The sequence below is a fragment of the Streptococcus sp. SK643 genome (assembly GCF_000259505.1).
Classification (GTDB): Bacteria; Bacillota; Bacilli; order Lactobacillales; family Streptococcaceae; genus Streptococcus.
Window position 1 is genome coordinate 99,612 of record NZ_AJMM01000008.1, and the last position, 23,706, is coordinate 123,317.

The 23,706-nt window shown below is 40.5% G+C and carries 13 protein-coding genes and 1 pseudogene; 13 read left to right on the forward strand and 1 reads right to left on the reverse strand.

The window, feature by feature from the left end:
• Window positions 1-17: 17 nt before the first annotated feature.
• The 7 genes from HMPREF1117_RS05140 (at window position 18) to HMPREF1117_RS05170 (ending at window position 17,225) form a co-directional block, all read left to right on the forward strand.
• Complete coding sequence (locus HMPREF1117_RS05140; RefSeq protein ID WP_001293863.1) at window positions 18-941, forward strand: aspartate carbamoyltransferase catalytic subunit; 924 nt, start codon at window positions 18-20, stop codon at window positions 939-941.
• Window positions 942-990: 49 nt separating this feature from the next.
• A complete protein-coding gene (locus HMPREF1117_RS05145) occupies window positions 991-2,070 on the forward strand; it encodes a carbamoyl phosphate synthase small subunit (RefSeq protein ID WP_000166841.1) in 1,080 nt (359 codons plus the stop codon).
• A gap of 447 nt (window positions 2,071-2,517) precedes the next feature.
• Window positions 2,518-5,694, forward strand: a complete 3,177-nt coding sequence (carB, locus tag HMPREF1117_RS05150) for a carbamoyl-phosphate synthase large subunit (protein WP_001126418.1) — start codon at window positions 2,518-2,520, stop codon at window positions 5,692-5,694.
• A 339-nt stretch (window positions 5,695-6,033) separates the two neighbouring features.
• Entirely contained in the window at window positions 6,034-7,377 is a 1,344-nt protein-coding gene (locus tag HMPREF1117_RS05155) for a DEAD/DEAH box helicase (RefSeq protein ID WP_000010443.1), read from the forward strand.
• Window positions 7,378-7,535: 158 nt separating this feature from the next.
• Window positions 7,536-8,393: a bifunctional methylenetetrahydrofolate dehydrogenase/methenyltetrahydrofolate cyclohydrolase gene (locus HMPREF1117_RS05160; RefSeq protein WP_000192113.1), complete on the forward strand. Its 858-nt coding sequence runs from the start codon at window positions 7,536-7,538 to the stop codon at window positions 8,391-8,393.
• Window positions 8,394-8,970: 577 nt separating this feature from the next.
• On the forward strand, window positions 8,971-16,131 hold the full coding sequence (locus tag HMPREF1117_RS05165; RefSeq protein WP_000361342.1) for an SIALI-17 repeat-containing surface protein: 7,161 nt from the start codon (window positions 8,971-8,973) through the stop codon (window positions 16,129-16,131).
• Between the two features lie 242 nt (window positions 16,132-16,373).
• The gene (locus tag HMPREF1117_RS05170) at window positions 16,374-17,225 is read left to right on the forward strand and encodes an NAD(P)H-hydrate dehydratase (protein WP_000867084.1); all 852 of its coding nucleotides are present in this window, start codon (window positions 16,374-16,376) and stop codon (window positions 17,223-17,225) included.
• Window positions 17,226-17,249: 24 nt separating this feature from the next.
• Here HMPREF1117_RS05170 and HMPREF1117_RS05175 read toward each other — a convergent pair whose 3' ends face one another.
• Window positions 17,250-17,435, reverse strand: a complete 186-nt coding sequence (locus HMPREF1117_RS05175) for a hypothetical protein (RefSeq protein WP_001068558.1) — start codon at window positions 17,433-17,435, stop codon at window positions 17,250-17,252.
• Between the two features lie 244 nt (window positions 17,436-17,679).
• On the opposite strand from HMPREF1117_RS05175, the gene rpiA reads away from it, so the two are divergent.
• From rpiA to deoD, 6 genes and pseudogenes are all read left to right on the forward strand, one after another.
• Complete coding sequence (rpiA, locus tag HMPREF1117_RS05180) at window positions 17,680-18,363, forward strand: ribose-5-phosphate isomerase RpiA (RefSeq protein WP_000429256.1); 684 nt, start codon at window positions 17,680-17,682, stop codon at window positions 18,361-18,363.
• Between the two features lie 23 nt (window positions 18,364-18,386).
• Window positions 18,387-19,598, forward strand: a complete 1,212-nt coding sequence (locus HMPREF1117_RS05185) for a phosphopentomutase (protein ID WP_001123851.1) — start codon at window positions 18,387-18,389, stop codon at window positions 19,596-19,598.
• A gap of 1 nt (window position 19,599) precedes the next feature.
• Window positions 19,600-20,170: pseudogene (locus tag HMPREF1117_RS05190) on the forward strand (DUF1697 domain-containing protein).
• Window positions 20,158-20,967 (forward strand): purine-nucleoside phosphorylase, encoded by an 810-nt coding sequence (locus tag HMPREF1117_RS05195; RefSeq protein WP_001116153.1) that lies wholly within the window; start codon window positions 20,158-20,160, stop codon window positions 20,965-20,967. The pseudogene HMPREF1117_RS05190 and the gene HMPREF1117_RS05195 overlap by 13 nt, the downstream one beginning before the upstream one ends.
• Window positions 20,968-20,969: 2 nt before the next feature.
• Entirely contained in the window at window positions 20,970-22,244 is a 1,275-nt protein-coding gene (locus HMPREF1117_RS05200) for a chloride channel protein (RefSeq protein ID WP_007556620.1), read from the forward strand.
• A gap of 688 nt (window positions 22,245-22,932) precedes the next feature.
• Window positions 22,933-23,643, forward strand: a complete 711-nt coding sequence (gene deoD, locus HMPREF1117_RS05205) for a purine-nucleoside phosphorylase (protein ID WP_000022095.1) — start codon at window positions 22,933-22,935, stop codon at window positions 23,641-23,643.
• The last annotated feature ends 63 nt before the right edge of the window (window positions 23,644-23,706 follow it).

Here is a 23,706-nt window from a genome sequence, read left to right on the forward strand (position 1 = left end):
AAGCTAAAGGAGTAGCCATGTCAGAAAATCAACAAGTATTGAACCATGTGGTGTCCATGGAAGATCTCACTGTCGATCAAGTGATGAAATTGATCAAGCGAGGAATTGAGTTTAAAAACGGAGCTCAGCTTCCTTATGAAGACCATCCGATTGTTTCCAATCTTTTCTTTGAAGATTCTACACGGACGCATAAGTCCTTTGAAGTGGCAGAGATTAAACTGGGATTGGAACGACTTGACTTTGATGTGAAGACGAGCTCGGTTAATAAGGGTGAGACACTTTACGATACCATTTTGACTCTGTCTGCTTTAGGAGTGGATGTCTGTGTGATTCGCCACCCAGAAGTTGACTACTACAGAGAGTTAATTGCTAGTCCCACGATTACGACTTCCATCATCAATGGTGGAGATGGTTCGGGCCAACACCCTAGCCAGAGCTTGCTTGATTTGATGACCATTTATGAGGAATTTGGCCACTTTGAGGGTCTCAAGGTTGCGATTGCAGGTGACTTGGACCACTCACGTGTTGCCAAATCCAATATGCAGATTTTGAAACGCTTGGGAGCTGAACTCTTTTTCGCTGGACCTGAGGAGTGGAGAAGTCAAGAGTTTGCAGACTATGGACAGTTTGTAACTATTGATGAAATCATTGATCAGGTTGATGTTATGATGTTCCTGCGAGTTCAGCATGAACGCCATGAGAGTGGAACTGTTTTTTCAAAAGAAAGCTACCATGCTCAACATGGTTTGAATCAAGAACGTTATGATCGCTTGAAAGAAAGAGCAATCCTCATGCATCCAGCTCCAGTTAATCGTGATGTAGAAATCGCAGACCACTTGGTTGAAGCGCCTAAATCACGGATTGTCCAACAAATGACCAATGGTGTCTTTGTCAGAATGGCAATCTTAGAATCGGTTCTGGCAAGTAGAAAAAAGAATTAGAACACAAGACGTTAAAAGACGCCTGTGAGCGTCCACGAGAGGTGAAAATATGACAAAAAGACTTCTAGTACTAGAAGATGGCACAGTTTTTGAAGGTAAGGCCTTCGGAGCAGATATTGATGTAACAGGCGAAATCGTCTTTAATACAGGGATGACCGGCTACCAAGAATCCATTACGGACCAGTCTTATAATGGACAAATCTTGACCTTTACTTATCCTTTGGTGGGAAATTATGGAATTAACCGTGATGACTACGAATCCATTATTCCAACTTGTAAGGGAGTTGTGGTTTTTGAAGAAGCACGTAGAGCAAGCAACTGGCGCAACCAAATGACGCTGGATGAATTTTTGAAAGCCAAGAAAATTCCAGGTATTTCAGGGATTGATACGCGCGCTCTTACCAAGATTATCCGTAAGCATGGTACTATGCGTGCAACCTTGACCCATGTTGGGGACAGTATGGACCATGTGACTGACCAGCTCCAAGCAACAGTATTGCCGACAGACAATATTAAGCAGGTTTCTACTAAAACATCCTATCCAGCTCCAGGAGTTGGTTTGAGCGTGGTGTTAGTGGACTTTGGTCTCAAGCATTCAATCTTGCGTGAACTTTCTAAGCGTAACTGTAACGTGACGGTTGTGCCTTATTCAACAACGGCTGAAGAAATTCTCCATCTCAATCCTGACGGAGTGATGTTGTCAAACGGTCCAGGTAACCCAGAAGATGTTCCGGCTGCACTCGATATGATTCGTAGTGTTCAAGGAAAAATTCCAATTTTTGGGATTTGTATGGGTCACCAACTCTTTGCCATGGCTAATGGTGCCAAGACTTATAAAATGAAGTTTGGACACCGTGGATTTAACCATGCAGTACGTGAAATTGCAACAGGTCGTGTAGACTTTACCAGTCAAAACCATGGTTATGCAGTTAGTCGAGAAGATTTGCCAGAACACTTGATTATAACTCATGAAGAAATTAATGATAAGACGGTTGAAGGTGTTCGCCACAAATACCAACCAGCCTTCTCTGTGCAATACCATCCAGATGCTGCTCCAGGTCCACACGACGCAAGCTACTTATTTGACGAGTTTATCGAGATGATGGAAGCTTTTAAACAATCAAATTAAGAACGAGTAAAAGCTTGTCGGAGAATTTATGTAACTGAACACGGACGGAAAGCTCGGAATTTAGAGAAACCAATTTGGATTGTCAATCCTTCCTTGGTTTCCTAAAATTCAATCGCTTTCTATTCGTCCTTTGTATCTTATTTAATGGCAACCTGAGAGTTGCCAAATAGAAATGCAGGTCGTTTCTTTTAGTCGCTATCAGGCGAACTAAAAACTCCCTGCACTAGATTTTTTACCGAAAAGTATCGTTTCGCTAAAAAATCGTCGGAGAATTTATTTAATGTCGCCCTGAGAGGCGACGAATAGAAAGGAGAAGATACATTGTTCGCGGAAGTGAACACGCCCTAAGAACTGTGTGAAAAAGATAAACATCGTCTTGACGCTGAAGGCGTCTGCACCGAGTTTCCTATTTTCACTGGGTTCTTTACGGGCTTTGTATCATAAACTATGCCTAAACGTACTGATATTCAAAAAATTATGGTGATTGGTTCTGGTCCGATTATTATTGGTCAGGCTGCTGAGTTTGACTACGCGGGGACCCAAGCTTGTTTGTCTTTGAAAGAGGAAGGGTATGAGGTTGTTTTGGTGAACTCAAACCCTGCGACTATCATGACGGATAAAGAAATTGCAGACAAGGTTTACATCGAACCGATTACACTTGAGTTTGTGACACGTATTCTCCGTAAGGAGCGTCCTGACGCCTTGCTGCCAACCCTTGGCGGACAAACTGGTCTTAATATGGCTATGGAATTGTCTAAGAATGGGATTTTGGATGAGCTAGGAGTGGAACTTCTAGGGACAAAATTATCTGCTATTGACCAAGCTGAGGACCGTGATCTCTTTAAACAGTTGATGGAAGAGTTAGAACAACCCATTCCAGAATCTGAAATTGTAAACACTGTTGAAGAAGCAGTAGCATTTGCTGCAACTATTGGATACCCAGTCATTGTCCGCCCAGCCTTTACCCTAGGTGGTACTGGTGGTGGTATGTGTGCCAATGAGGAAGAATTGCGTGAAATCGCTGAAAATGGTTTGAAATTGTCACCTGTTACCCAATGTTTGATTGAGCGTTCTATTGCTGGTTTCAAGGAAATCGAATACGAAGTGATGCGTGACTCAGCTGACAATGCTCTTGTCGTATGTAACATGGAAAACTTTGACCCAGTTGGGATTCACACAGGGGATTCCATCGTATTTGCCCCAGCGCAAACTATGTCAGACTATGAAAACCAAATGCTTCGTGACGCGAGCTTGAGCATTATTCGTGCCCTCAAGATTGAAGGAGGATGTAACGTTCAGCTTGCGCTTGACCCCCATAGCTTTAAGTATTATGTTATCGAAGTAAACCCTCGTGTATCGCGTTCGTCAGCCCTTGCCTCTAAAGCGACAGGTTACCCAATTGCTAAATTGGCTGCTAAGATTGCAGTTGGTCTGACCTTGGATGAGGTAATTAACCCCGTTACAGGTTCAACTTACGCTATGTTTGAACCAGCCCTTGACTATGTTGTTGCTAAGATTCCTCGTTTCCCATTTGACAAATTTGAAAAGGGCGAGCGCCGTCTTGGAACACAGATGAAGGCGACTGGAGAAGTTATGGCTATCGGTCGTAATATCGAAGAATCTCTTCTTAAGGCTTGTCGCTCACTTGAAATTGGTGTGCATCATAATGAAATTCCAGAACTTTCTAGTGTTTCAGATGATGCTTTGATTGAAAAGGTTGTCAAGGCCCAAGATGACCGTCTCTTCTATGTGTCAGAAGCAATTCGCCGTGGTTATACACCAGAGGAAATCGCTGAGCTTACAAAAATTGATATCTTTTACCTTGATAAACTCTTGCATATCTTTGAAATTGAGCAGGAGTTGGGTGCCCATCCACAAGATCTAGAAGTTTTGAAAACAGCCAAACTCAATGGTTTCTCAGACCGTAAGATTGCGGAATTATGGAAAACGACAGCAGACCAAGTTCGCCAACTTCGTTTGGAAAACAAGATTGTCCCAGTTTACAAGATGGTTGATACCTGTGCGGCAGAATTTGACTCTGAAACACCATATTTCTATTCAACCTATGGTTGGGAAAATGAGTCTATCAAGTCTGATAAGGAATCAGTTCTAGTCCTAGGTTCGGGTCCAATCCGTATCGGTCAAGGGGTTGAGTTTGATTACGCAACTGTTCACTCGGTTAAGGCTATCCAGGCTGCTGGCTACGAAGCCATCATCATGAACTCAAACCCAGAGACCGTTTCTACAGACTTCTCTGTATCAGATAAGCTTTACTTTGAGCCATTGACATTCGAAGATGTTATGAATGTTATTGACTTGGAGCAACCAAAAGGTGTTATTGTTCAGTTCGGTGGTCAAACAGCTATCAACCTAGCTGAGCCATTGGCTAAAGCAGGTGTGACTATTCTTGGTACGCAAGTAGCTGACCTAGACCGTGCGGAAGACCGTGACCTCTTCGAGCAAGCTCTAAAAGATTTGGATATTCCACAGCCACCAGGACAAACGGCTACCAATGAAGAAGAAGCAGTTCTTGCAGCTCGCAAGATTGGCTTCCCAGTTCTTGTCCGCCCATCTTATGTACTTGGTGGACGTGCCATGGAAATCGTTGAAAACGAAGAAGACCTTCGTTCTTATATGCGTACTGCGGTTAAGGCAAGTCCAGACCACCCTGTTCTTGTTGACTCTTATATCGTCGGACAAGAGTGTGAAGTCGATGCCATTTCAGACGGACAAAACGTTCTCATCCCTGGTATCATGGAGCATATCGAACGTGCCGGTGTCCACTCAGGTGACTCAATGGCTGTTTACCCACCACAAACCTTGTCGCAAAAGGTGCAAGAAACAATCGCAGACTATACTAAACGCCTAGCAATCGGTCTTAACTGCCTTGGAATGATGAACATCCAGTTTGTCATCAAGAATGAAAAAGTCTATGTTATCGAGGTCAATCCACGTGCCAGCCGTACGGTTCCATTCCTTTCTAAAGTGACCAATATCCCTATGGCTCAAGTAGCAACCAAGCTCATTCTTGGTCAAAAACTTGAAGAACTTGGCTACCAAGATGGACTTTACCCTGAAAGCACCCGCGTTCATATCAAGGCACCTGTCTTCTCCTTTACCAAACTAGCTAAGGTAGACAGCTTACTTGGTCCTGAAATGAAGTCAACAGGTGAAGTTATGGGTTCTGATACTACTTTGGAAAAAGCTCTCTATAAAGCTTTTGAAGCTTCTTACTTACACTTGCCAACATTTGGTAATGTTGTATTTACCATTGCTGATGATGCCAAAGAAGAAGCCTTGGACTTGGCTCGTCGTTTCCAAAATATTGGCTATGGAATCCTCGCGACAGAAGGGACAGCAGCCTTCTTTGCTAGTCATGGATTGCAAGCCCAACCTGTTGGTAAGATTGGTGATGACGATAAGGATATTCCAAGCTTTGTTCGTAAAGGAAGAATTCAAGCAATCATAAATACAGTTGGTACCAAACGTACAGCTGACGAAGACGGAGAGCAAATCCGTCGTTCAGCCATTGAACACGGAGTACCCCTCTTCACAGCCCTAGATACAGCTAATGCCATGCTTAAAGTATTGGAAAGCCGTAGTTTTGTTACAGAAGCAATCTAAAGTTACAGAAAGAGAAGATGTAAATGTCTTCTCTTTTTGTAGATTGGATAAAAATATTTCTTAGTCACTATGTTGGATTTTGTTATTTGATTCATATGAAGATAAAATTAAGACTTTAATGAGTTCATAAATGAGCTGATGCAATTCTCTATCAGGCGGATTTATTTAATAGTAAAATAGCTTTTTTTATAAAAAAGAGGTCAAGTTAAAATAGAAATGCATGTCGCAGTTGTTGTAAATTTTTTAAACTGATATCACTAAAACAGGCTATTCAAGTTGGACTACTGTAATGATCCAAAATATGATATAATGGAAAGGATAGATAGAATCGAGGATATTATGTCATTTAGTAAATTTCAATTTAAAAATTATATTAATGAAGCTCTGGAGGAGTTGAAATTCATTACTCCTACAGAGGTTCAAGAGAAGTTAATTCCCATTGTTCTAGCTGGGCGAGACTTAGTCGGCGAATCAAAAACAGGGTCTGGGAAAACCCATACTTTCTTATTACCAATTTTTCAGCAATTAGATGAATCTAGCGATAGTGTACAGGCAGTGATTACGGCTCCAAGTCGCGAGTTGGCAACTCAAATTTATCAAGCTGCTCGTCAGATAGCAAGTCATTCCGAAGTAGAAGTACGGGTTGTGAATTATGTGGGTGGTACAGATAAGGCTCGTCAGATAGATAAACTAGCTAGCAATCAGCCCCATATTGTCATCGGGACTCCAGGTCGTATTTATGATTTGGTTAAATCAGGAGATTTAGCTATTCACAAGGCTAAGACCTTTGTGGTCGATGAAGCAGATATGACCTTGGATATGGGATTCTTAGAAACGGTCGATAAGATTGCCGGAAGCCTTCCAAAAGATTTGCAATTTATGGTTTTCTCAGCAACAATTCCCCAAAAATTGCAACCATTTTTGAAAAAATATTTGTCAAATCCTGTCATGGAGAAAATCAAGACAAAGACGGTTATTTCTGATACCATTGATAACTGGTTGATTTCGACCAAGGGACGAGATAAGAATGCTCACATTTACCAGTTGACTCAGTTGATGCAACCATATTTGGCAATGATTTTTGTCAATACAAAGACGCGGGCGGATGAGTTGCATGCTTACTTGACGGCTCAAGGACTAAAGGTAGCTAAGATTCATGGGGATATTGCCCCTCGTGAACGCAAACGTATCATGAATCAGGTGAAAAATCTTGATTTTGAGTATATTGTTGCAACAGATTTGGCTGCGCGTGGAATTGATATAGAAGGTGTTAGCCATGTCATCAATGATGCCATTCCACAAGATTTATCTTTCTTTGTTCACCGTGTTGGACGAACTGGGCGCAATGGCTTGCCTGGTACAGCAATTACCCTTTATCAACCAAGTGACGACTCAGATATTCGTGAGTTGGAGAAGCTGGGAATAAAATTCACTCCTAAGATGGTCAAAGATGGGGAATTTCAAGATACCTATGACCGTGATCGTCGTGTTAACCGTGAGAAGAAGCAAGATAAACTTGACATTGAGATGATTGGTCTGGTCAAAAAGAAAAAGAAAAAAGTGAAACCAGGCTATAAGAAGAAAATTCAGTGGGCAGTGGATGAAAAACGTCGTAAAACCAAACGTGCAGAAAATCGAGCGCGTGGACGTGCAGAGCGTAAAGCTAAACGACAAACATTTTAATAATTTCATTTCTTCAATTGAACTGTTGAAAAAACAAAAAGCTCGTAAAGGGCTTTTTCTTATAGTTTGAAACTATAGGATGACCTAGTCAAGAAGTGTTAGAGCTACATTCTATTTTTTGGTATAATTAAAGATATTTGTAAGGAAAGAGAAATAATATGACACAGATAATTGACGGGAAAACTCTTGCTGCTAAATTGCAGGGGCAGTTGGCTGAAAAGACTGCAAAACTAAAGGAAGAAACAGGCCTAGTCCCTGGTTTGGTAGTGATTTTGGTTGGGGACAATCCTGCTAGCCAAGTCTATGTTCGCAACAAGGAGCGCTCAGCCCTTGCGGCAGGATTTCGTAGTGAAGTTGTTCGAGTTCCTGAAACAATCACACAAAACCAATTGTTAGATCTGATTGCCAACTACAATCAAGATCCAGCGTGGCATGGGATTTTGGTTCAGTTGCCTTTACCCAAACATATCGATGAAGAGGTAGTTTTGTTAGCCATTGATCCAGAAAAGGATGTAGATGGTTTTCATCCGCTAAACATGGGGCGTCTCTGGTCTGGGCATCCAGTTATGATTCCTTCAACACCTGCAGGAATTATGGAAATGTTTCATGAATATGGGATTGACTTGGAAGGTAAAAATGCGGTTGTTATTGGTCGCTCAAACATTGTTGGGAAACCCATGGCCCAGCTTCTGTTGGCCAAGAATGCGACAGTGACCTTGACCCATTCACGTACTCATAATCTTGCTAAAGTAGCATCGAAAGCAGATATCCTTGTTGTAGCAATCGGCCGTGCCAAGTTTGTGACTGCTGACTTTGTCAAACCAGGTGCGGTTGTCATTGACGTTGGGATGAACCGCGACGAAAAAGGGAAGCTCTGTGGGGATGTCGATTATGATGCTGTTGCACCACTTGCTAGCCATATCACACCAGTTCCTGGTGGTGTTGGTCCTATGACCATTACCATGCTCATGGAGCAGACCTACCAAGCTGCAGTTAGGACATTGAACAAGAGATGAGGAAACAAGATTTGTACTTAATCTACAAAAATTTAGGGTGAGAATTTCATGGTTTTTGAATGACTCAAAACTATATGACAGTATTTTAGAAATCTAATCCTTAGTATAAATTAAAAGTTTTTTTAAATCTTATGTTCATTAAGATGAGCTGTATTGATAGATGGAGATGATTCCTAAGAAGAATAGCTAGACTTTGAAATACTTTTTTAACTTGTTTACTTATCATGATTTAAAAGGAGGTTTTTACCTCTTTTTTATTGCTTTTAAGAGGATAATTGATACAGAATAAGACTAAAGATTTAGCTTTATATTTTTAGAGTTTTCTCGTAGAAAGAAAATAATTGCATGAAGGATTTTTGATAGTTCATTTTTTAGATGAGTCTGTTTGAAATAGTTTCTTAAACAGCCATTTATTAGGTTTAAATTACAATAATTAATTGCATTCTGGTCTTTATTTTGATATATTTACTATATATAACATAAAGTTAGGCTCGGTATCTATTTGTGTTTTTGGAAGGAGGTTTCTAATAAAAAGTAAACGCTTACTAGATATCGGGAGAAAGAAATGAGGATTTTAATGGATAAAAGACTTTTTTACAAACGGTGTCATTACAGTATTCGAAAATTTGCAATAGGTGCGGCCTCTGTCATGATTGGAGCTAGTATATTTGGTATTTCAGCTGTACAAGCTGAGGAAGCATCTTCATCCAATACACCATCAGAAGAAACAACTGTTCATCAAGCTCAACCTTTAGATAAGCTTCCCGATGATGTGGCAGCTGCTATCGCAAAGGCTGATGAGAACGGTGGGCGTGAGTTTGTAAAACCAAAAGCTGAACCGGCAGAAGATAAAGTTACTAAGGATGCAGAACCAACTATACCAGCTAATAAAGATGGTCATGAATTGGCTAGTCCTAAAGTGCAAACTCCAAATAAAGTAGAAGAAGGAAACAAAGCTGAGAACAAACAGAAATCTGAAGAGACAAATCCAAAGCCTATTGAATCTGCACCAACAGCTGGAACAGTAGTGAAAGAAGATTCTCAAAAAGATTCTGGAAACGATCAGGTAAAAGCAGATACAGAAATCAAACCTTCTTCTGACAATTCTAAAGCTATTTCTGATAAGTCCAACAAAGCAGAACTTGATAAAGAGAAACAACTTTTATCGGAACGAAAACAAGACTTTAATAAAGATTGGTACTTTAAATTAAATGCTCAAGGTGATTTTTCAAAAAAAGATGTGGATGTACATGATTGGTCTAAATTGAATCTTCCGCATGATTGGAGTATTTATTTTGATTTTGACCATAAGTCTCCTGCTCGAAACGAAGGTGGTCAGTTAAATGGTGGAACGGCTTGGTATCGCAAAACGTTCACAGTTAATGAAGCTGATAAGAACAAGGATGTACGTATCAATTTTGATGGTGTTTACATGGATTCTAGAGTCTATGTAAACGGTCAATTTGTTGGCCATTATCCAAGTGGATATAATCATTTTTCTTATGATATCACTAAGTTTTTAAACAAGGATGGTAGTGAAAATTCAATCACTGTTCAAGTGACCAATAAACAACCAAGTAGTCGTTGGTATTCAGGAAGTGGAATTTATCGTGATGTAACCCTTAGTTATCGTGATAAAGTGCATGTTGCCGAAAATGGTAATCATATCACGACTCCAAAACTTGCTGAGCAAAAAGAAGGGAATGTTGAAACTCAAGTACAAAGTAAAATTAAAAATGCAGATAAACAATCTGCTAAAGTATTTGTGGAACAACAAATCTTTACCAAAGAGGGGAAGCCTGTTTCAGAATTGACTCGTTCTGCAACTAAGGTTTTGTCAGAAAATGAAACAGCAGATTTCAATCAAACAATTCTAGTTAATAAGCCAACACTTTGGACTACGAAAAGTTATCACCCTCAATTGTATGTACTGAAAACAAAGGTATACAAAGAAGGGAAACTTGTTGATGTAACAGAAGATACATTTGGTTACCGTTATTTCAATTGGACTGCTAAGGAAGGATTCTCTCTAAATGGCGAGCGGATGAAATTCCATGGTGTAAGTATTCACCATGATAATGGTGCTTTGGGGGCAGAAGAAAATTATAAGGCTACTTATCGGAAATTAAAACTTCTGAAAGATATGGGGGTTAATTCTATAAGGACTACCCACAATCCAGCAAGTCCACAGTTACTTGATGCTGCAGCAAGTTTAGGTCTTTTGGTTCAAGAGGAAGCTTTTGATACCTGGTATGGTGGTAAGAAAACATACGACTATGGACGTTTCTTTGATCAAGATGCAACACACCCAGAGGCTAAAAAGGGTGAGAAGTGGTCTGATTTTGATCTCAGAACGATGGTAGAACGGGATAAAAATAATCCATCTATTGTCATGTGGTCTCTTGGAAACGAAGTGGAAGAGGCAAATGGTAGTCCTCGTTCTATCGAAACTGCTAAACGTTTGAAGGCTATTATCAAGGCGATTGATACTGAGCGTTATGTCACCATGGGTGAAAATAAATTTAGTCGTGCAGCGACAGGTGATTTCTTGAAACTCGCAGAAATTATGGATGCTGTCGGTATGAACTATGGTGAACGTTTTTATGATGCGGTTCGTAGTGCTCATCCAGACTGGCTCATTTATGGTTCTGAGACATCTTCTGCTACTAGAACGCGTGATTCTTATTACAATCCTGCTCATATCCTTGGACATGATAACCGTCCAAATCGTCATTATGAACAATCTGACTATGGTAATGATCGTGTAGGATGGGGAAGAACAGCTACTGAGTCATGGACTTTTGACCGTGATCGTGCTGGCTATGCTGGACAATTTATCTGGACAGGTTTTGATTATATTGGGGAACCAACTCCATGGCATAACCAAGATAATACACCTGTGAAGAGCTCTTACTTTGGTATCATCGATACGGCTGGTTTACCTAAAAATGATTTCTACCTTTATCGCAGTGAATGGTATAGTGCCAAAGAAAAACCAACTGTTCGCATTTTACCACATTGGAACTGGACTGAAGAGACACTCAAAGAACGTAAGATGTTGGTAGATGGAAAGGTTCCGGTTCGCACCTTCTCAAATGCTGCCAGCGTTGAATTGTTCTTAAATGGAGAGTCGCTTGGTAAGAAGGAATATACCAAGAAAACGACAGAAGATGGACGGTCTTATCATGAAGGTGCTAAGCCAAGTGAATTGTATCTCGAGTGGCTTGTGAAATACCAACCAGGCACACTGACTGCGATTGCTCGAGATGAAAAAGGCAACGAAATTGCGCGTGATAGTGTGACAACTGCAGGAGAACCAGCAAAAGTTCGCTTGACGAAAGAAGAGCATGTCATCACAGCAGATGGTAAAGATCTATCTTATATCCATTATGAGATTGTGGATGGCGAGGGGAATGTTGTTCCGACTGCTAACAATCTTGTTCATTTTAATCTTCATGGTCAAGGACAAATCGTTGGGGTCGATAATGGAGAACAAGCCAGTCGTGAACGCTACAAAGCTCAAGAAGATGGAACATGGCAAAGACGTGCTTTCAATGGTAAAGGGGTTGTTATTGTAAAATCGATTGAAAAAGAAGGTAAATTTACGCTTTATGCAGATTCTGCTGGTTTAACTTCTGACAGTGCAACGGTCGCAACTGTTTCTGGTAAGAAAGAAAACCGTCACTTTGTATCCTATGCTCCTGTAAAGGCGACAACTGATGTTAGCACAAATCCTGTATTACCTCAGACAGTAACAGCTATTTATAGTGATGGTAGTGTTGAAGAGAAGTCTGTAACTTGGGAATTGCCATCTGACTTACTTACAAGCGCAGGTGAGAAGAAAGTATTTGGACGAGTAGAAGGTTTGGAGACCCAAGCTGAAGCACTTGTAAAAGTGGTTGCCTTAGATAAATGGTTACCAAAAGTTGCTACAGTGCCAGTTGGTACAGCTGCAGCAGATTTGGATAAAACGGTTACAGCTGTTTTGACAGATGGTAACTTAATTGATACAGAGGTTGTCTCATGGACCTTGAAAGATCCTTCTGCCTTGACAAAAGAAGGTGGACGTACGGAAGCTACTGGTAAATTAGTAGATGATGGTCATGAAGTTACGGCAACCTTTATCGCAAGCAATAAGGAAACAATGAGTAATGTTGCAGGAATTACAGTTGGGGATAAAACTCTTGATAACTTTGATCCTGGCAAGACTTATTATCGGGTGTCACTTCCTTATACAGCTCCAATCCCGAGTGTTGGAGCTCAAGCTACAGGCTATCAGGTGAACGTACAGCAAGCTTCGGCTGCAAATAATTATCAGGCTTCAGTATTCTTAAGTAATCAAAAGGGAGATTTGGTACAAAGTTACTTGATTCAATTTGTGAAGGAAGCTCCTGCCTTGAAACGCTTAGAAGTAGATGTAAAAGGTAAAGAAGAAACTACAGAAGATCAAGTCTTAACTTACCGTGTGATTGGTCAATATGAAGATGGTTCTCAAACAGAATTTTCAGCTTCAGATATTCACTTAGAAGTTAAATCTTCTGATGGTGGGCATCTTGAGGTGAATGGACAAAACCTCCTTCTTTATAGCAAAGGACGCGTGACATTGACACCACGCATCGATAATCAGACAGAGAGCACGGAATCTATAACTACTGAAGTAGTAATTAAAGAAAATAAAGTTAGCAAGAAGATAGTAAAACTTCATCCAGTATCTGTCTCTACAGATATTCATCAGCAACCTAACCTACCTACACAAGTTGGAGCAGAATTTGATAAAGGCTTGCCTCGTAAGGTAGCTGTAACTTGGGACAAGGTAGATGAAAAAGAGCTAAGCCGCTATCATAGCTTTACTATTAAAGGCCACGTAGAAGGTACAGATATTGAAGCTCAAGCGACTGTAACGGTTGAAGGATTGCAAGTTGCAGAGGAAATCAGTCTCACAGTTCCTAAGGGTGAGACGGTTCAATTGCCAGCCAATGTGCGTGCTTACCATTCTAACGGAACAACTATCTACAAAGATGTAGTTTGGGATCAGGTTCCAGAAAACTTTAGTCAAACAGAAGGAGTCTATGAAATCAATGGTCGTTTAGTGGGTAGCAATCTGACCACTAAAGCTCATGTTCGAGTGTCTAGTCAAGTTGTTGCTGGAAATAATATCTCTAAACAATGGACAGGGTCACAATTGCCAGCTGCTATTGTTTCCAATACAGGAGGAGATGATTCAGCTAATACCTTGAACGATCTGACTGTGTCAAGAACGCAAACAGATGCTAAAAATAGATGGACTACTTGGAGAACAAATACAGATAATGACTGGGCTTCTATCTTGTTTGGTAATTCAGGAGACTTGACGAAACGTTTTGTCAACAATTTATCAGTTGATTTCTATACTGATGGAGCAATTGGTCTTCCAAAAGAATATGTAGTTGAATATTATGTAGGTAAAGAAATTCCAGATTTACCAAGTGATGTCAGCAATGCTCAGCGTGATACTAATCATCCATTTAATAATCCAGACAATTGGAAAGCAGTTGAAAACTTACATGCTCCAAGTCAGCTATCTGCAACTCAAACAAATCACTTTACCTTTGACAAGGTAGAAACCTATGCTGTTCGTCTTCGAATGAAAAAGGCTGAAGGTACTGCAGGAGTTGGTCTGACAGAGCTAACTGTCCTTGGAAACAAGGTCTTAAGTGAAACAAGTTCAGATATTTCTATCAAAGTAGATGGCAAGGATCTTGAACACTTTAATCCATCGAAAACAGATTATTATATTCCTCAATCTAGCAAAGAAATCACTGCAACAGCTAGCAATAATGGTTTGGTTACTCTTGTTCCGGCAACAAGTCCAAAAGGTGCGACACGTCTTATTTTGAAGGCTGAAGATGGTACTATTTTAAAAGAATATCGGATCTACCGTAATGATGAAAAAGATACAAGTCTACCTTTAGCAGCTGAAAATGGTGCAACTACTTTGAAGCTCGGAGATACCCTTCAACTTCCATCAGAAGTCACTGTTTATTATCCAACTTCAAATACTTGGACTACAGATAAACTGGCAGTGAAATGGGATGCTATTCCTAAACATGCAACAGAGCATGAGGGAAGATTCCAAGTAACTGGTCATGTCATCGGTACAAATCTAACAACGACCATGCAAGTAACAGTTGTAGCTAAAGGAAATCAAGTCATCTCAGAAAATCCAAGCAACAATGAAACGGATTCTAAAGCCTTTGCTTCAACAACGAACGATACACAAGCAGCTTCACATGATAGAATTTTCTATATCAATGATGGAAAATTTAATGAGGATGGACGTTGGACAAACTGGTCTCGTACACCAAAAAATCAAGAAACTTCTGTGGGAATATTGTTTAAGAAGAACGGTAACATTACCTCACAAGCTATTGGAAAAGTTGCCATGCAGTTCTTTAAAGACAGTGGAACAGATGCTCCAGAGAAAATGGTTTTAGAAAGATATATTGGCCCTGCCTTTACAGAACCAAGTACGATTTCTCGTTATGAAGAAAATGCTGACCATCCATTCAACAAGGCAGAAAATTGGGCACCAATTCCTTACAAAGCTTCTGGAGAATTAGTAGCTGGAAAACCAATCGAATTTAACTTTGAACCGGTTCAAGCGACAGCTATTCGTGCTCGAATGACTCGTAAGTCTACTACTAACGGGCTAGCAGTAGTCGAATTTACAGCCTACTCTGCGGGCAAGGGAGCAGAAGTCGAAACACCATCAGCGACTATTTCGATCGATGGAAAATCATTGGAAAACTTTGATCCAAATGTGACAGAGTACACCCTAACAACAATGGGAACTAAACCAAAAGTCACTGCAACAACTAGTGGACATGGAGTAGTCACGGTAGTGGATCATGGAAATACAAATCTTCCAACGCTTGTTCGTCTTGTTTCCAAAGATGGAAGTCTGGTGAAAGAATATCGTTTACACTTTAAGTCTACCTTCCAAACAACACCGACAGAAGGCGTTAAGAACTTAGCTGCAGAAGCTCCAAGCTTGGAAATTGAAAAGACTCCACTTCCGTTTAAAGAAGTTATTCGTGAAACCCCTGAACTTGCTCAAGGTCAACATCGTGTAGTTTCTGAAGGACAAGCTGGAGAAAAAGTTGACTATATTCAAGTATCAGGCACTACTAGAACTCTTGTTCATTTTGAACAAAGAAAGGCTCAGGACCGTATTATTGAGGTAGGAGTAAAAACATCCATTTCAAGTAGTAAAGGAGAGGAGCCAACTCCTATTAAAGAAGTTTCTGAATTCAAAGGCGGTGCTAACTTTGTAGAAGCAGCAGTTAACGAAGTTCCAGAATTCAAAGGTGGTGCTAATTTTGTAGAAGCAGCACTAAATGAAGTATCAGAATACACAGGAATTCTTGCCACTGTAGGAGATCAAGCGGCACCAAGCGTTGAGAAACCTGAATTTAAGGGTGGCGTTAATGCAGTAATGGCTTTGAAACATGAACTTCCAGAGTACCGCGGTGTTCTAGCTACAGTAGGTAATCAACCAGCTCCTACAGTAGAAAAACCAGAGTTCAAGCTTAATTCGTTAGAAAAAGCTCAGACTTCAGAAGCACCAGTTCAAGTTGTCAAGGAAGACAAGAGATTGCCAGAAACAGGTGAGAGAGAATCTGAGACAGCCATCTTCCTGGCAGGTGTTAGCTTGGCCTTGTCAGCAGCACTATTAACTGCAAAACGTAAAGAAGATTAGTCTGTACGTCTAATGACTTCCTATTTGTAGATATTAGTCGATGATTAAAAAATGGTTTCTTTTTCAACTATAGTAAGTTGATGCATCTAAAAACTGGAGAAGACAATCATGGTCTTCTCCAGTTTTATATAGGTGTAAGCAAGAGAGGTGAATTGTGCCCCAAAAGTTAGACAGAAAAATAGTAATCCAAATTGCAAGGTGTGTACCTTTTTGTAGTATAATGAAGTTGAGAGGAAGAAACGATGAAAGTGATGAATCAATCTTTACTAGAAAAAGTCATTATTGAACGATGTCGTCAAAGTCATAAGGGAAATTACGGACGCTTACTGTTATTGGGTGGAACTTATCCTTATGGAGGTGCTATCATTATGGCTGCGCTAGCTGCTGTTAAGAGTGGTGCAGGTCTTTTGACAGTTGGTACAGATAAAGACAACATCACAGCCCTTCACAGCCACTTACCGGAGGCCATGGCTTTTTCACTGGATGACAAAGAATTACTGACTGAGCAACTAGAGAAAGCAGAGGTGGTTTTACTAGGGCCGGGTTTACGAGATGATGCTTTTGGAGAAGAACTGATCAAACAAGTCTTTAGAAGCCTAAGTAAAAATCAGATTTTGCTGATGGATGGTGGCGCTTTAACTATCCTTGCTAATACTAAGCTTGCATTTCCTCCTAGCCAATGTATTCTAACTCCCCACCAAAAAGAGTGGGAAAAATTGTCTGGGATTGCTCTTGATTATCAAAATCCGCAGACAACAGTTGAGGTTTTAGATAATTTTCCCAAGGGAACTATTTTGGTTGAAAAGGGTCCCTCTACTCGTGTTTGGCAAGCTGGTCAGAAGGATTATTATCAACTTCAAGTTGGAGGACCTTATCAGGCTACTGGGGGAATGGGAGATACTCTGGCTGGGATGATTGCAGGATTTGCAGGCCAATTCCAGCAAGCCAGTCTCTATGAACGAGTTGTAGTTGCAACTCATCTTCATTCAGCTATAGCTCAAGAACTATCTCAAGAAAATTATGTCGTCTTACCGACTGAAATTAGTCACGAGATTCCTAAAATGATGAAAAAAATATCTCAAAAAGGCACCTGATGGTTTCAGGCGCCTTTATATCTTTTAGAAAAATCCTTTAATCTTGCCAACGAGGCCATCTAGACCTTCAGAACCAGAAATCAACTGTTGAGCTTGAGAGAAGTATTCTCCAAGCTGTTCTTGATTTTCTGCAACAAATGTTTTTGCAGCTTCGAAATCTTTGGTTTCGATTAGTTCTTTTACTTGATTAAACAAATCTAATGGGTTCATCTTATTCTCCTATTCTTTATTTAACTATTTAACCATCTTTATGATAAAAAATCAACTCTAGATTTTAAAGAGCTTTCTAAATCTAAATCTAAATCTAGATATAGGATTTTATGATTTGGATACAAGCAGGGTGAAAGAAAATTAGAAAGTATACATAAAAATGTTCGGTTTTTTTCTAGTGTATTCATGAAATAAAAAATGATACATGTTATAATAAAGTTAGCTCTTAAATGGAGGTGTTTGAGTGGAAAATCTGAAAAAATTGGCAGGAATTAAGGCTGCTGAGTTTGTTACTGACGGTATGGTAGTTGGACTTGGTACTGGCTCAACTGCCTATTATTTCGTGGAAGAAATAGGTCGTCGAATCGAGGAAGAAGGTCTACAGATTACAGCTGTGACGACTTCTAGTGTAACTAGTAAACAGGCAGAAGGACTCAATATTCCTCTTAAGTCTATTGATCAAGTGGACCTTGTCGATGTGACGGTCGATGGGGCAGATGAAGTGGATAGGCAGTTTAATGGAATCAAAGGTGGTGGCGGTGCCCTCCTAATGGAGAAGGTGGTCGCGACACCATCCAAAGAATACATTTGGGTAGTTGATGAAAGTAAATTAGTAGAGAAACTAGGTGCTTTTAAATTGCCTGTAGAAGTAGTCCAGTATGGAGCCGAACAGGTTTTTCGTCGTTTTGAACGAGCTGGCTACAAACCAAGTTTCCGTCAAAAAGACGGTCAACGATTTGTGACTGATATGCAGAACTTTATCATTGACCTTGCCTTGGATGTCATTGAAGATCCAATTGCCTTAGGACAAGAATTGGACCATGTCGTTGGTGTCGTAGAGCATGGCTTATTCAACCAAATGGTGGATAAAGTTATTGTTGCTGGAGAAGACGGGGTTCAGATTTTAACTTCAACAAAAGCAAACTAATCAAAGTAATAAGGAGACATACTATGCCAAAATTTAATCGTATTCACTTGGTGGTACTGGATTCTGTGGGAATTGGTGCTGCACCAGATGCTAATAATTTTGTCAATGCAGGGGTTCCAGATGGAGCTTCTGATACACTTGGACACATTTCAAAAACAGTTGGTTTGAATGTGCCAAACATGGCTAAAATCGGTCTTGGAAATATTCCTCGTGAAACGCCTTTGAAGACTGTGCCAGCTGAAAGCAATCCAACTGGATATGCAACAAAATTAGAAGAAGTATCTCTTGGTAAGGATACTATGACTGGACACTGGGAAATCATGGGACTCAATATTACTGAGCCTTTCGATACTTTCTGGAACGGATTCCCAGAAGAAATTTTGACAAAAATCGAAGAATTCTCAGGGCGTAAGGTCATTCGTGAAGCTAATAAGCCTTACTCAGGAACAGCTGTTATCGATGATTTTGGACCACGTCAGATGGAAACTGGAGAGTTGATTATCTATACTTCAGCTGACCCTGTTTTGCAAATTGCTGCCCACGAGGAGATTATTCCTTTGGATGAATTGTACCGTATCTGTGAGTATGCTCGCTCAATTACTCTTGAGCGTCCCGCCCTTCTTGGTCGTATCATTGCCCGTCCTTACGTCGGTGAACCAGGAAACTTCACACGTACAGCCAACCGTCGTGACTTGGCAGTTTCCCCATTTGCACCAACTGTTTTGGATAAATTGAACGAAGCTGGCATCGATACTTATGCTGTTGGTAAAATCAACGACATCTTTAACGGTGTTGGTATCAATCATGATATGGGTCACAACAAGTCAAATAGCCATGGAATGGATACACTATTGAAGACCATGGGCCTTGCTGAGTTTGAAAAAGGATTCTCATTCACAAACTTGGTGGATTTTGATGCCCTTTATGGCCACCGTCGTGATGCTCATGGTTACCGTGATTGCTTGCATGAGTTTGATGAACGCTTACCTGAAATTATCGCAGCTATGAGAGAGAATGACCTTCTCTTGATTACCGCGGACCATGGAAATGACCCAACCTATGCAGGAACAGACCACACTCGTGAATATATTCCATTGTTGGCCTATAGCCCTGCCTTTAAAGGAAATGGTGTCATTCCAGTAGGACATTTTGCAGATATCTCAGCGACAGTTGCGGATAACTTTGGTGTTGAAACTGCCATGATTGGGGAAAGTTTCTTAGATAAATTGGTATAAGATGACGCGATATGCTTTACTTGTTCGGGGCATTAATGTAGGTGGGAAAAATAAAGTTGTCATGGCGCAACTTCGTCAAGAACTGACAGAGTTGGGACTGGAAAAGGTTGAGACCTACATCAACAGTGGCAACATTTTCTTTACTTCGACAGCTCCCAAAGCCCGATTGGTTGAAAAGTTAGAGGTATTCTTTGAAGTCCATTATCCATTTATTCAGAGTTTTTCATTACTGAGTCAGGAAGATTATGAAGAAGAGCTGAAGAATCTGCCAGATTGGTGGACCAAAGATTTGGCACGAAAAGACGTTCTCTTTTACACTGAGGGCTTAGATGTGGATCAAGTGATCGAGAAAGTGAACGGTTTGGAACTGGAAGATGAAGTCGTTCATTTTGGAGAACTTGCTATTTTCTGGGGGAAATTCTCTGAGGAATCCTACTATGCAACTGCCTATCATAAGTACTTACTCAAGATGCCTTTCTACCGCCAAATCACCATTCGTAATGCTAAAACTTTTGAAAAAATCGGTCAAATGCTAAAAAACTAATAAAGGAGACACACAATGCCATTTTTAGATAAAATCAATGAAACAGCTGCCTTCCTGAAAGACAAGGGAATCCAAGCACCTAAGTTCGGTCTAATCCTTGGATCAGGGCTTGGAGAATTGGCAGAAGAAATCGAAAATCCAGTTGTAGTAGACTATGCAGATATTCCCAACTGGGGCCGTTCAACAGTAGTCGGTCACGCTGGTAAATTGGTATATGGAGAACTTGCAGGTCGAAAGGTCTTGGCTCTTCAAGGTCGTTTTCATTTCTATGAAGGAAATCCTCTTGAAGTCGTGACTTTCCCAGTTCGTGTCATGAAAGTTCTTGGATGTGAAGGTGTCATTGTAACCAATGCAGCTGGCGGTATTGGATATGGGCCTGGTACTTTGATGACTATCTCAGACCATATCAACATGACAGGTCAAAACCCATTGATGGGTGAAAACTTGGATGAATTTGGTCCTCGTTTCCCAGATATGTCTAAGGCTTACACACCAGAATACCGTGCTACTGCCCATCAAGTGGCTAAAAAACTCGGTATCAAGCTTGATGAAGGTGTCTATATCGGTGTTACTGGCCCAACTTATGAAACACCAGCAGAGATTCGTGCTTATAAGACACTGGGAGCAGATGCAGTTGGTATGTCTACTGTTCCTGAAGTTATTGTTGCAGCCCACTCTGGCTTAAAAGTTCTAGGAATTTCATGTATCACTAATCATGCTGCAGGCTTCCAAGAAGAACTCAACCACGAAGAAGTTGTAGAAGTGACTGAACGTGTTAAAGGCGATTTCAAGGGCTTGCTAAAAGCCATTCTTGCTGAATTGTAATTATGGTCAAAGAATCGAGAAGTTTACTTCGGCGATTCCCTACTGACCTTAAATTAGTCTTAGCAACTATCATGCTAGGGCTAGTTTCTGGTTTGGTAGGTATTGTTCTCAACTATCTACTGGAATTGGTTGAATTCTTTGCCTTTGGTCAGACAGAGCATCAAACGGCCTTCTTGACAGATGGGGTGTCTGATTCAAGGATTGGATACAGTTTACTTGTCGTAGGACTTAGCTCAGCCGTGGTTTGGTACTTTTTGCAAAGAAAAGTGAAGATTTTCTCTATCAAAGGACAGCTTGAAATTGGAAAGGACGGAAGTCCCCCTAAAATTCATATTTGGAAACAACTTTTTCATTCACTTTGGCAAATTATTGCAGTAGGAGGAGGAGCCCCTATTGGTAAAGAGGGAGCCCCTCGTGAAATTGGAGCTTTATTTGCAAGACCTATCGGAAAAATCTTTTGCCTTCCTATTGAGGAGCGCCTCTTTCTCATTGCTTGTGGGGCGGGGGCAGGTTTAGCTGCAGTTTATCAAGTTCCACTCACTAGTATCTTTTTTGTCTTTGAAACTTTGGGACTTGCATTTTCGGTTAAACGTTTTGTCTTAGTTGGTTTGACAACTTATCTATCTGCCAACATTGCAGGTTTTGTTATTTCAAATCATGCTCTTTACCAGATGCCAGTTCTGACATGGTCACTACAGGAAATGAGATTGCTACCTCTTTTGGTTCTGACCGTGGTCCCATTAGCTTGGTTCTTTGGAACCATGATGAAGCAGGCAACTATACACCGAATCAAAAACAAGTGGATTCTTTTTAGTTTGCCACTAAGTTTTCTTTTAGTAGCAGGTCTGGCTTTATATTATCCACACCTTCTTGGAAATGGTCGCATGATGGCTCAGGACTTGCTAAATGGAAGTGATGCTAGAACAGTACTTCTCTTATTTGTTTTCAAAGCTTTTGTCGTTCTAATCACCCTTTGGGCAGGAGCCTATGGGGGAACTTTGACACCATCTTTCTCCTTGGGAATGGCGGGGGCTGCCCTATTGAGTTTCACTCTTGGAGTCGAAAATCCTACAACCCTTTTACTTTTAGGTTCAGTTTGTTTTTTGACAGTAACGCTCAGGGCTCCTTTATCAGCTACAGGTCTAGTAGTCGGTTTTACTGGTCTGAATCAAGAATCCTTACCCTATCTTCTAGTAACAGCGTATGTAGCTTATGGATTTGCTAAAACTCTAGATGCTTTGTGGCAAAATGTTAAAACAAGTAAAAATAGTAGTTGAGACTTTGTTTCCATTTTTTAAAGTCGGTTTACTGGAAAGAAAAGGGAGTCTGATTTTCCATTGATTCTAGACTGAACTTAAATAATCATATAAATTATGAAAGAAAGGAATTGACCCCACCCTAAAAGCAGTGGGAAAAAGATAGTTGGTCTAGCGAGCATCGCTCACTTCGCCCAACTCCTATTTTCCCTTCGCTTTTTGACGGGTTTGGTATCTTTCTAAAAATGAAATATAAAAAAGAAAGGTAGAGCGTGTGTTTTGATTTGAACACGAGCGGAAAACTTTTCATAACAATAAAAGAAAGGATGGGTTAACTGTATTCATTGAACTGAATACGGGCGGAGAACTGTGTAAAAAAGATAAACTGTCTAGCATCTGAGATGCTTCGTCAGTTTCCTATTTTTACTTTGTTCTCTGTCGCTATCCTAAATATACAAAAAAGAAAGGTAGAGCGTGTGTTCTGATTTGAACACGAGCGGAAAACTTTTCTAAAAACTCAGAAGAGAAGGGGAATTCGGGTTTGAATTGAAGCCGGTCTAATCTTCTCAATATCATCAAAATTAAGAAAGAAAGGAATTGAACCCACCATAAAAGCAGTGGGAAAAAGATAGTTGGTCTAGCGAGCATCGCTCACTGCACCCAACTCCTATTTTCCCTTTGCTTTTTGACGGGTTTGGTATCTTATATTATGTCTATCCATATTGCTGCTCAGCAGGGTGAAATTGCTGATAAAATTCTTCTTCCAGGGGATCCTCTTCGTGCTAAGTTTATTGCTGAGAATTTTCTAGAAGACGCTGTTTGTTTTAATGAAGTGCGTAACATGTTCGGTTACACAGGGACCTACAAGGGTCACCGTGTTTCTGTCATGGGGACTGGAATGGGGATGCCATCTATCTCTATTTATGCGCGTGAGTTAATTGTCGACTATGGTGTTAAAAAGTTGATCCGTGTGGGCACTGCTGGTTCCTTAAACGAAGATGTCCATGTCCGCGAATTGGTTTTGGCTCAAGCAGCTGCTACTAATTCAAACATCATCCGTAATGACTGGCCACAGTACGATTTTCCACAAATTGCAAGTTTTGACTTGCTGGACAAGGCTTATCACATTTCAAAAGAACTTGGAATGACTACCCACGTTGGAAATGTGTTGTCATCAGATGTCTTTTACTCGAACTACTTTGAAAAGAATATCGAGCTCGGTAAATGGGGAGTTAAAGCTGTAGAAATGGAAGCGGCAGCTCTGTATTACTTGGCTGCCCAACATCAGGTTGATGCTCTTGCTATCATGACTATTTCTGACAGTTTGGTCAATCCAGATGAAGATACGACTGCAGAAGAACGCCAAAATACCTTCACCGATATGATGAAGGTTGGATTGGAAACTTTGATTGCTGACTAATCGTCGTATCAATTTAAGATAGGGTCATTTCTAAGTTTGATTCAAACGATTTAATCATAAACA

What these genes read in the sequence shown, in the direction of transcription:
- HMPREF1117_RS05165 (WP_000361342.1), top strand. Translation starts at nt 8,971, where the DNA reads ATGGATAAAAGACTTTTTTACAAACGGTGTCATTACAGTATTCGAAAA.
- carB (WP_001126418.1), top strand. Translation starts at nt 2,518, where the DNA reads ATGCCTAAACGTACTGATATTCAAAAAATTATGGTGATTGGTTCTGGT.
- HMPREF1117_RS05160 (WP_000192113.1), top strand. Translation starts at nt 7,536, where the DNA reads ATGACACAGATAATTGACGGGAAAACTCTTGCTGCTAAATTGCAGGGG.
- HMPREF1117_RS05185 (WP_001123851.1), top strand. Translation starts at nt 18,387, where the DNA reads ATGCCAAAATTTAATCGTATTCACTTGGTGGTACTGGATTCTGTGGGA.
- HMPREF1117_RS05170 (WP_000867084.1), top strand. Translation starts at nt 16,374, where the DNA reads ATGAAAGTGATGAATCAATCTTTACTAGAAAAAGTCATTATTGAACGA.
- deoD (WP_000022095.1), top strand. Translation starts at nt 22,933, where the DNA reads ATGTCTATCCATATTGCTGCTCAGCAGGGTGAAATTGCTGATAAAATT.
- HMPREF1117_RS05195 (WP_001116153.1), top strand. Translation starts at nt 20,158, where the DNA reads ATGCCATTTTTAGATAAAATCAATGAAACAGCTGCCTTCCTGAAAGAC.
- HMPREF1117_RS05145 (WP_000166841.1), top strand. Translation starts at nt 991, where the DNA reads ATGACAAAAAGACTTCTAGTACTAGAAGATGGCACAGTTTTTGAAGGT.
- HMPREF1117_RS05140 (WP_001293863.1), top strand. Translation starts at nt 18, where the DNA reads ATGTCAGAAAATCAACAAGTATTGAACCATGTGGTGTCCATGGAAGAT.
- HMPREF1117_RS05155 (WP_000010443.1), top strand. Translation starts at nt 6,034, where the DNA reads ATGTCATTTAGTAAATTTCAATTTAAAAATTATATTAATGAAGCTCTG.
- HMPREF1117_RS05175 (WP_001068558.1), bottom strand. Translation starts at nt 17,435, where the DNA reads ATGAACCCATTAGATTTGTTTAATCAAGTAAAAGAACTAATCGAAACC.
- HMPREF1117_RS05200 (WP_007556620.1), top strand. Translation starts at nt 20,970, where the DNA reads ATGGTCAAAGAATCGAGAAGTTTACTTCGGCGATTCCCTACTGACCTT.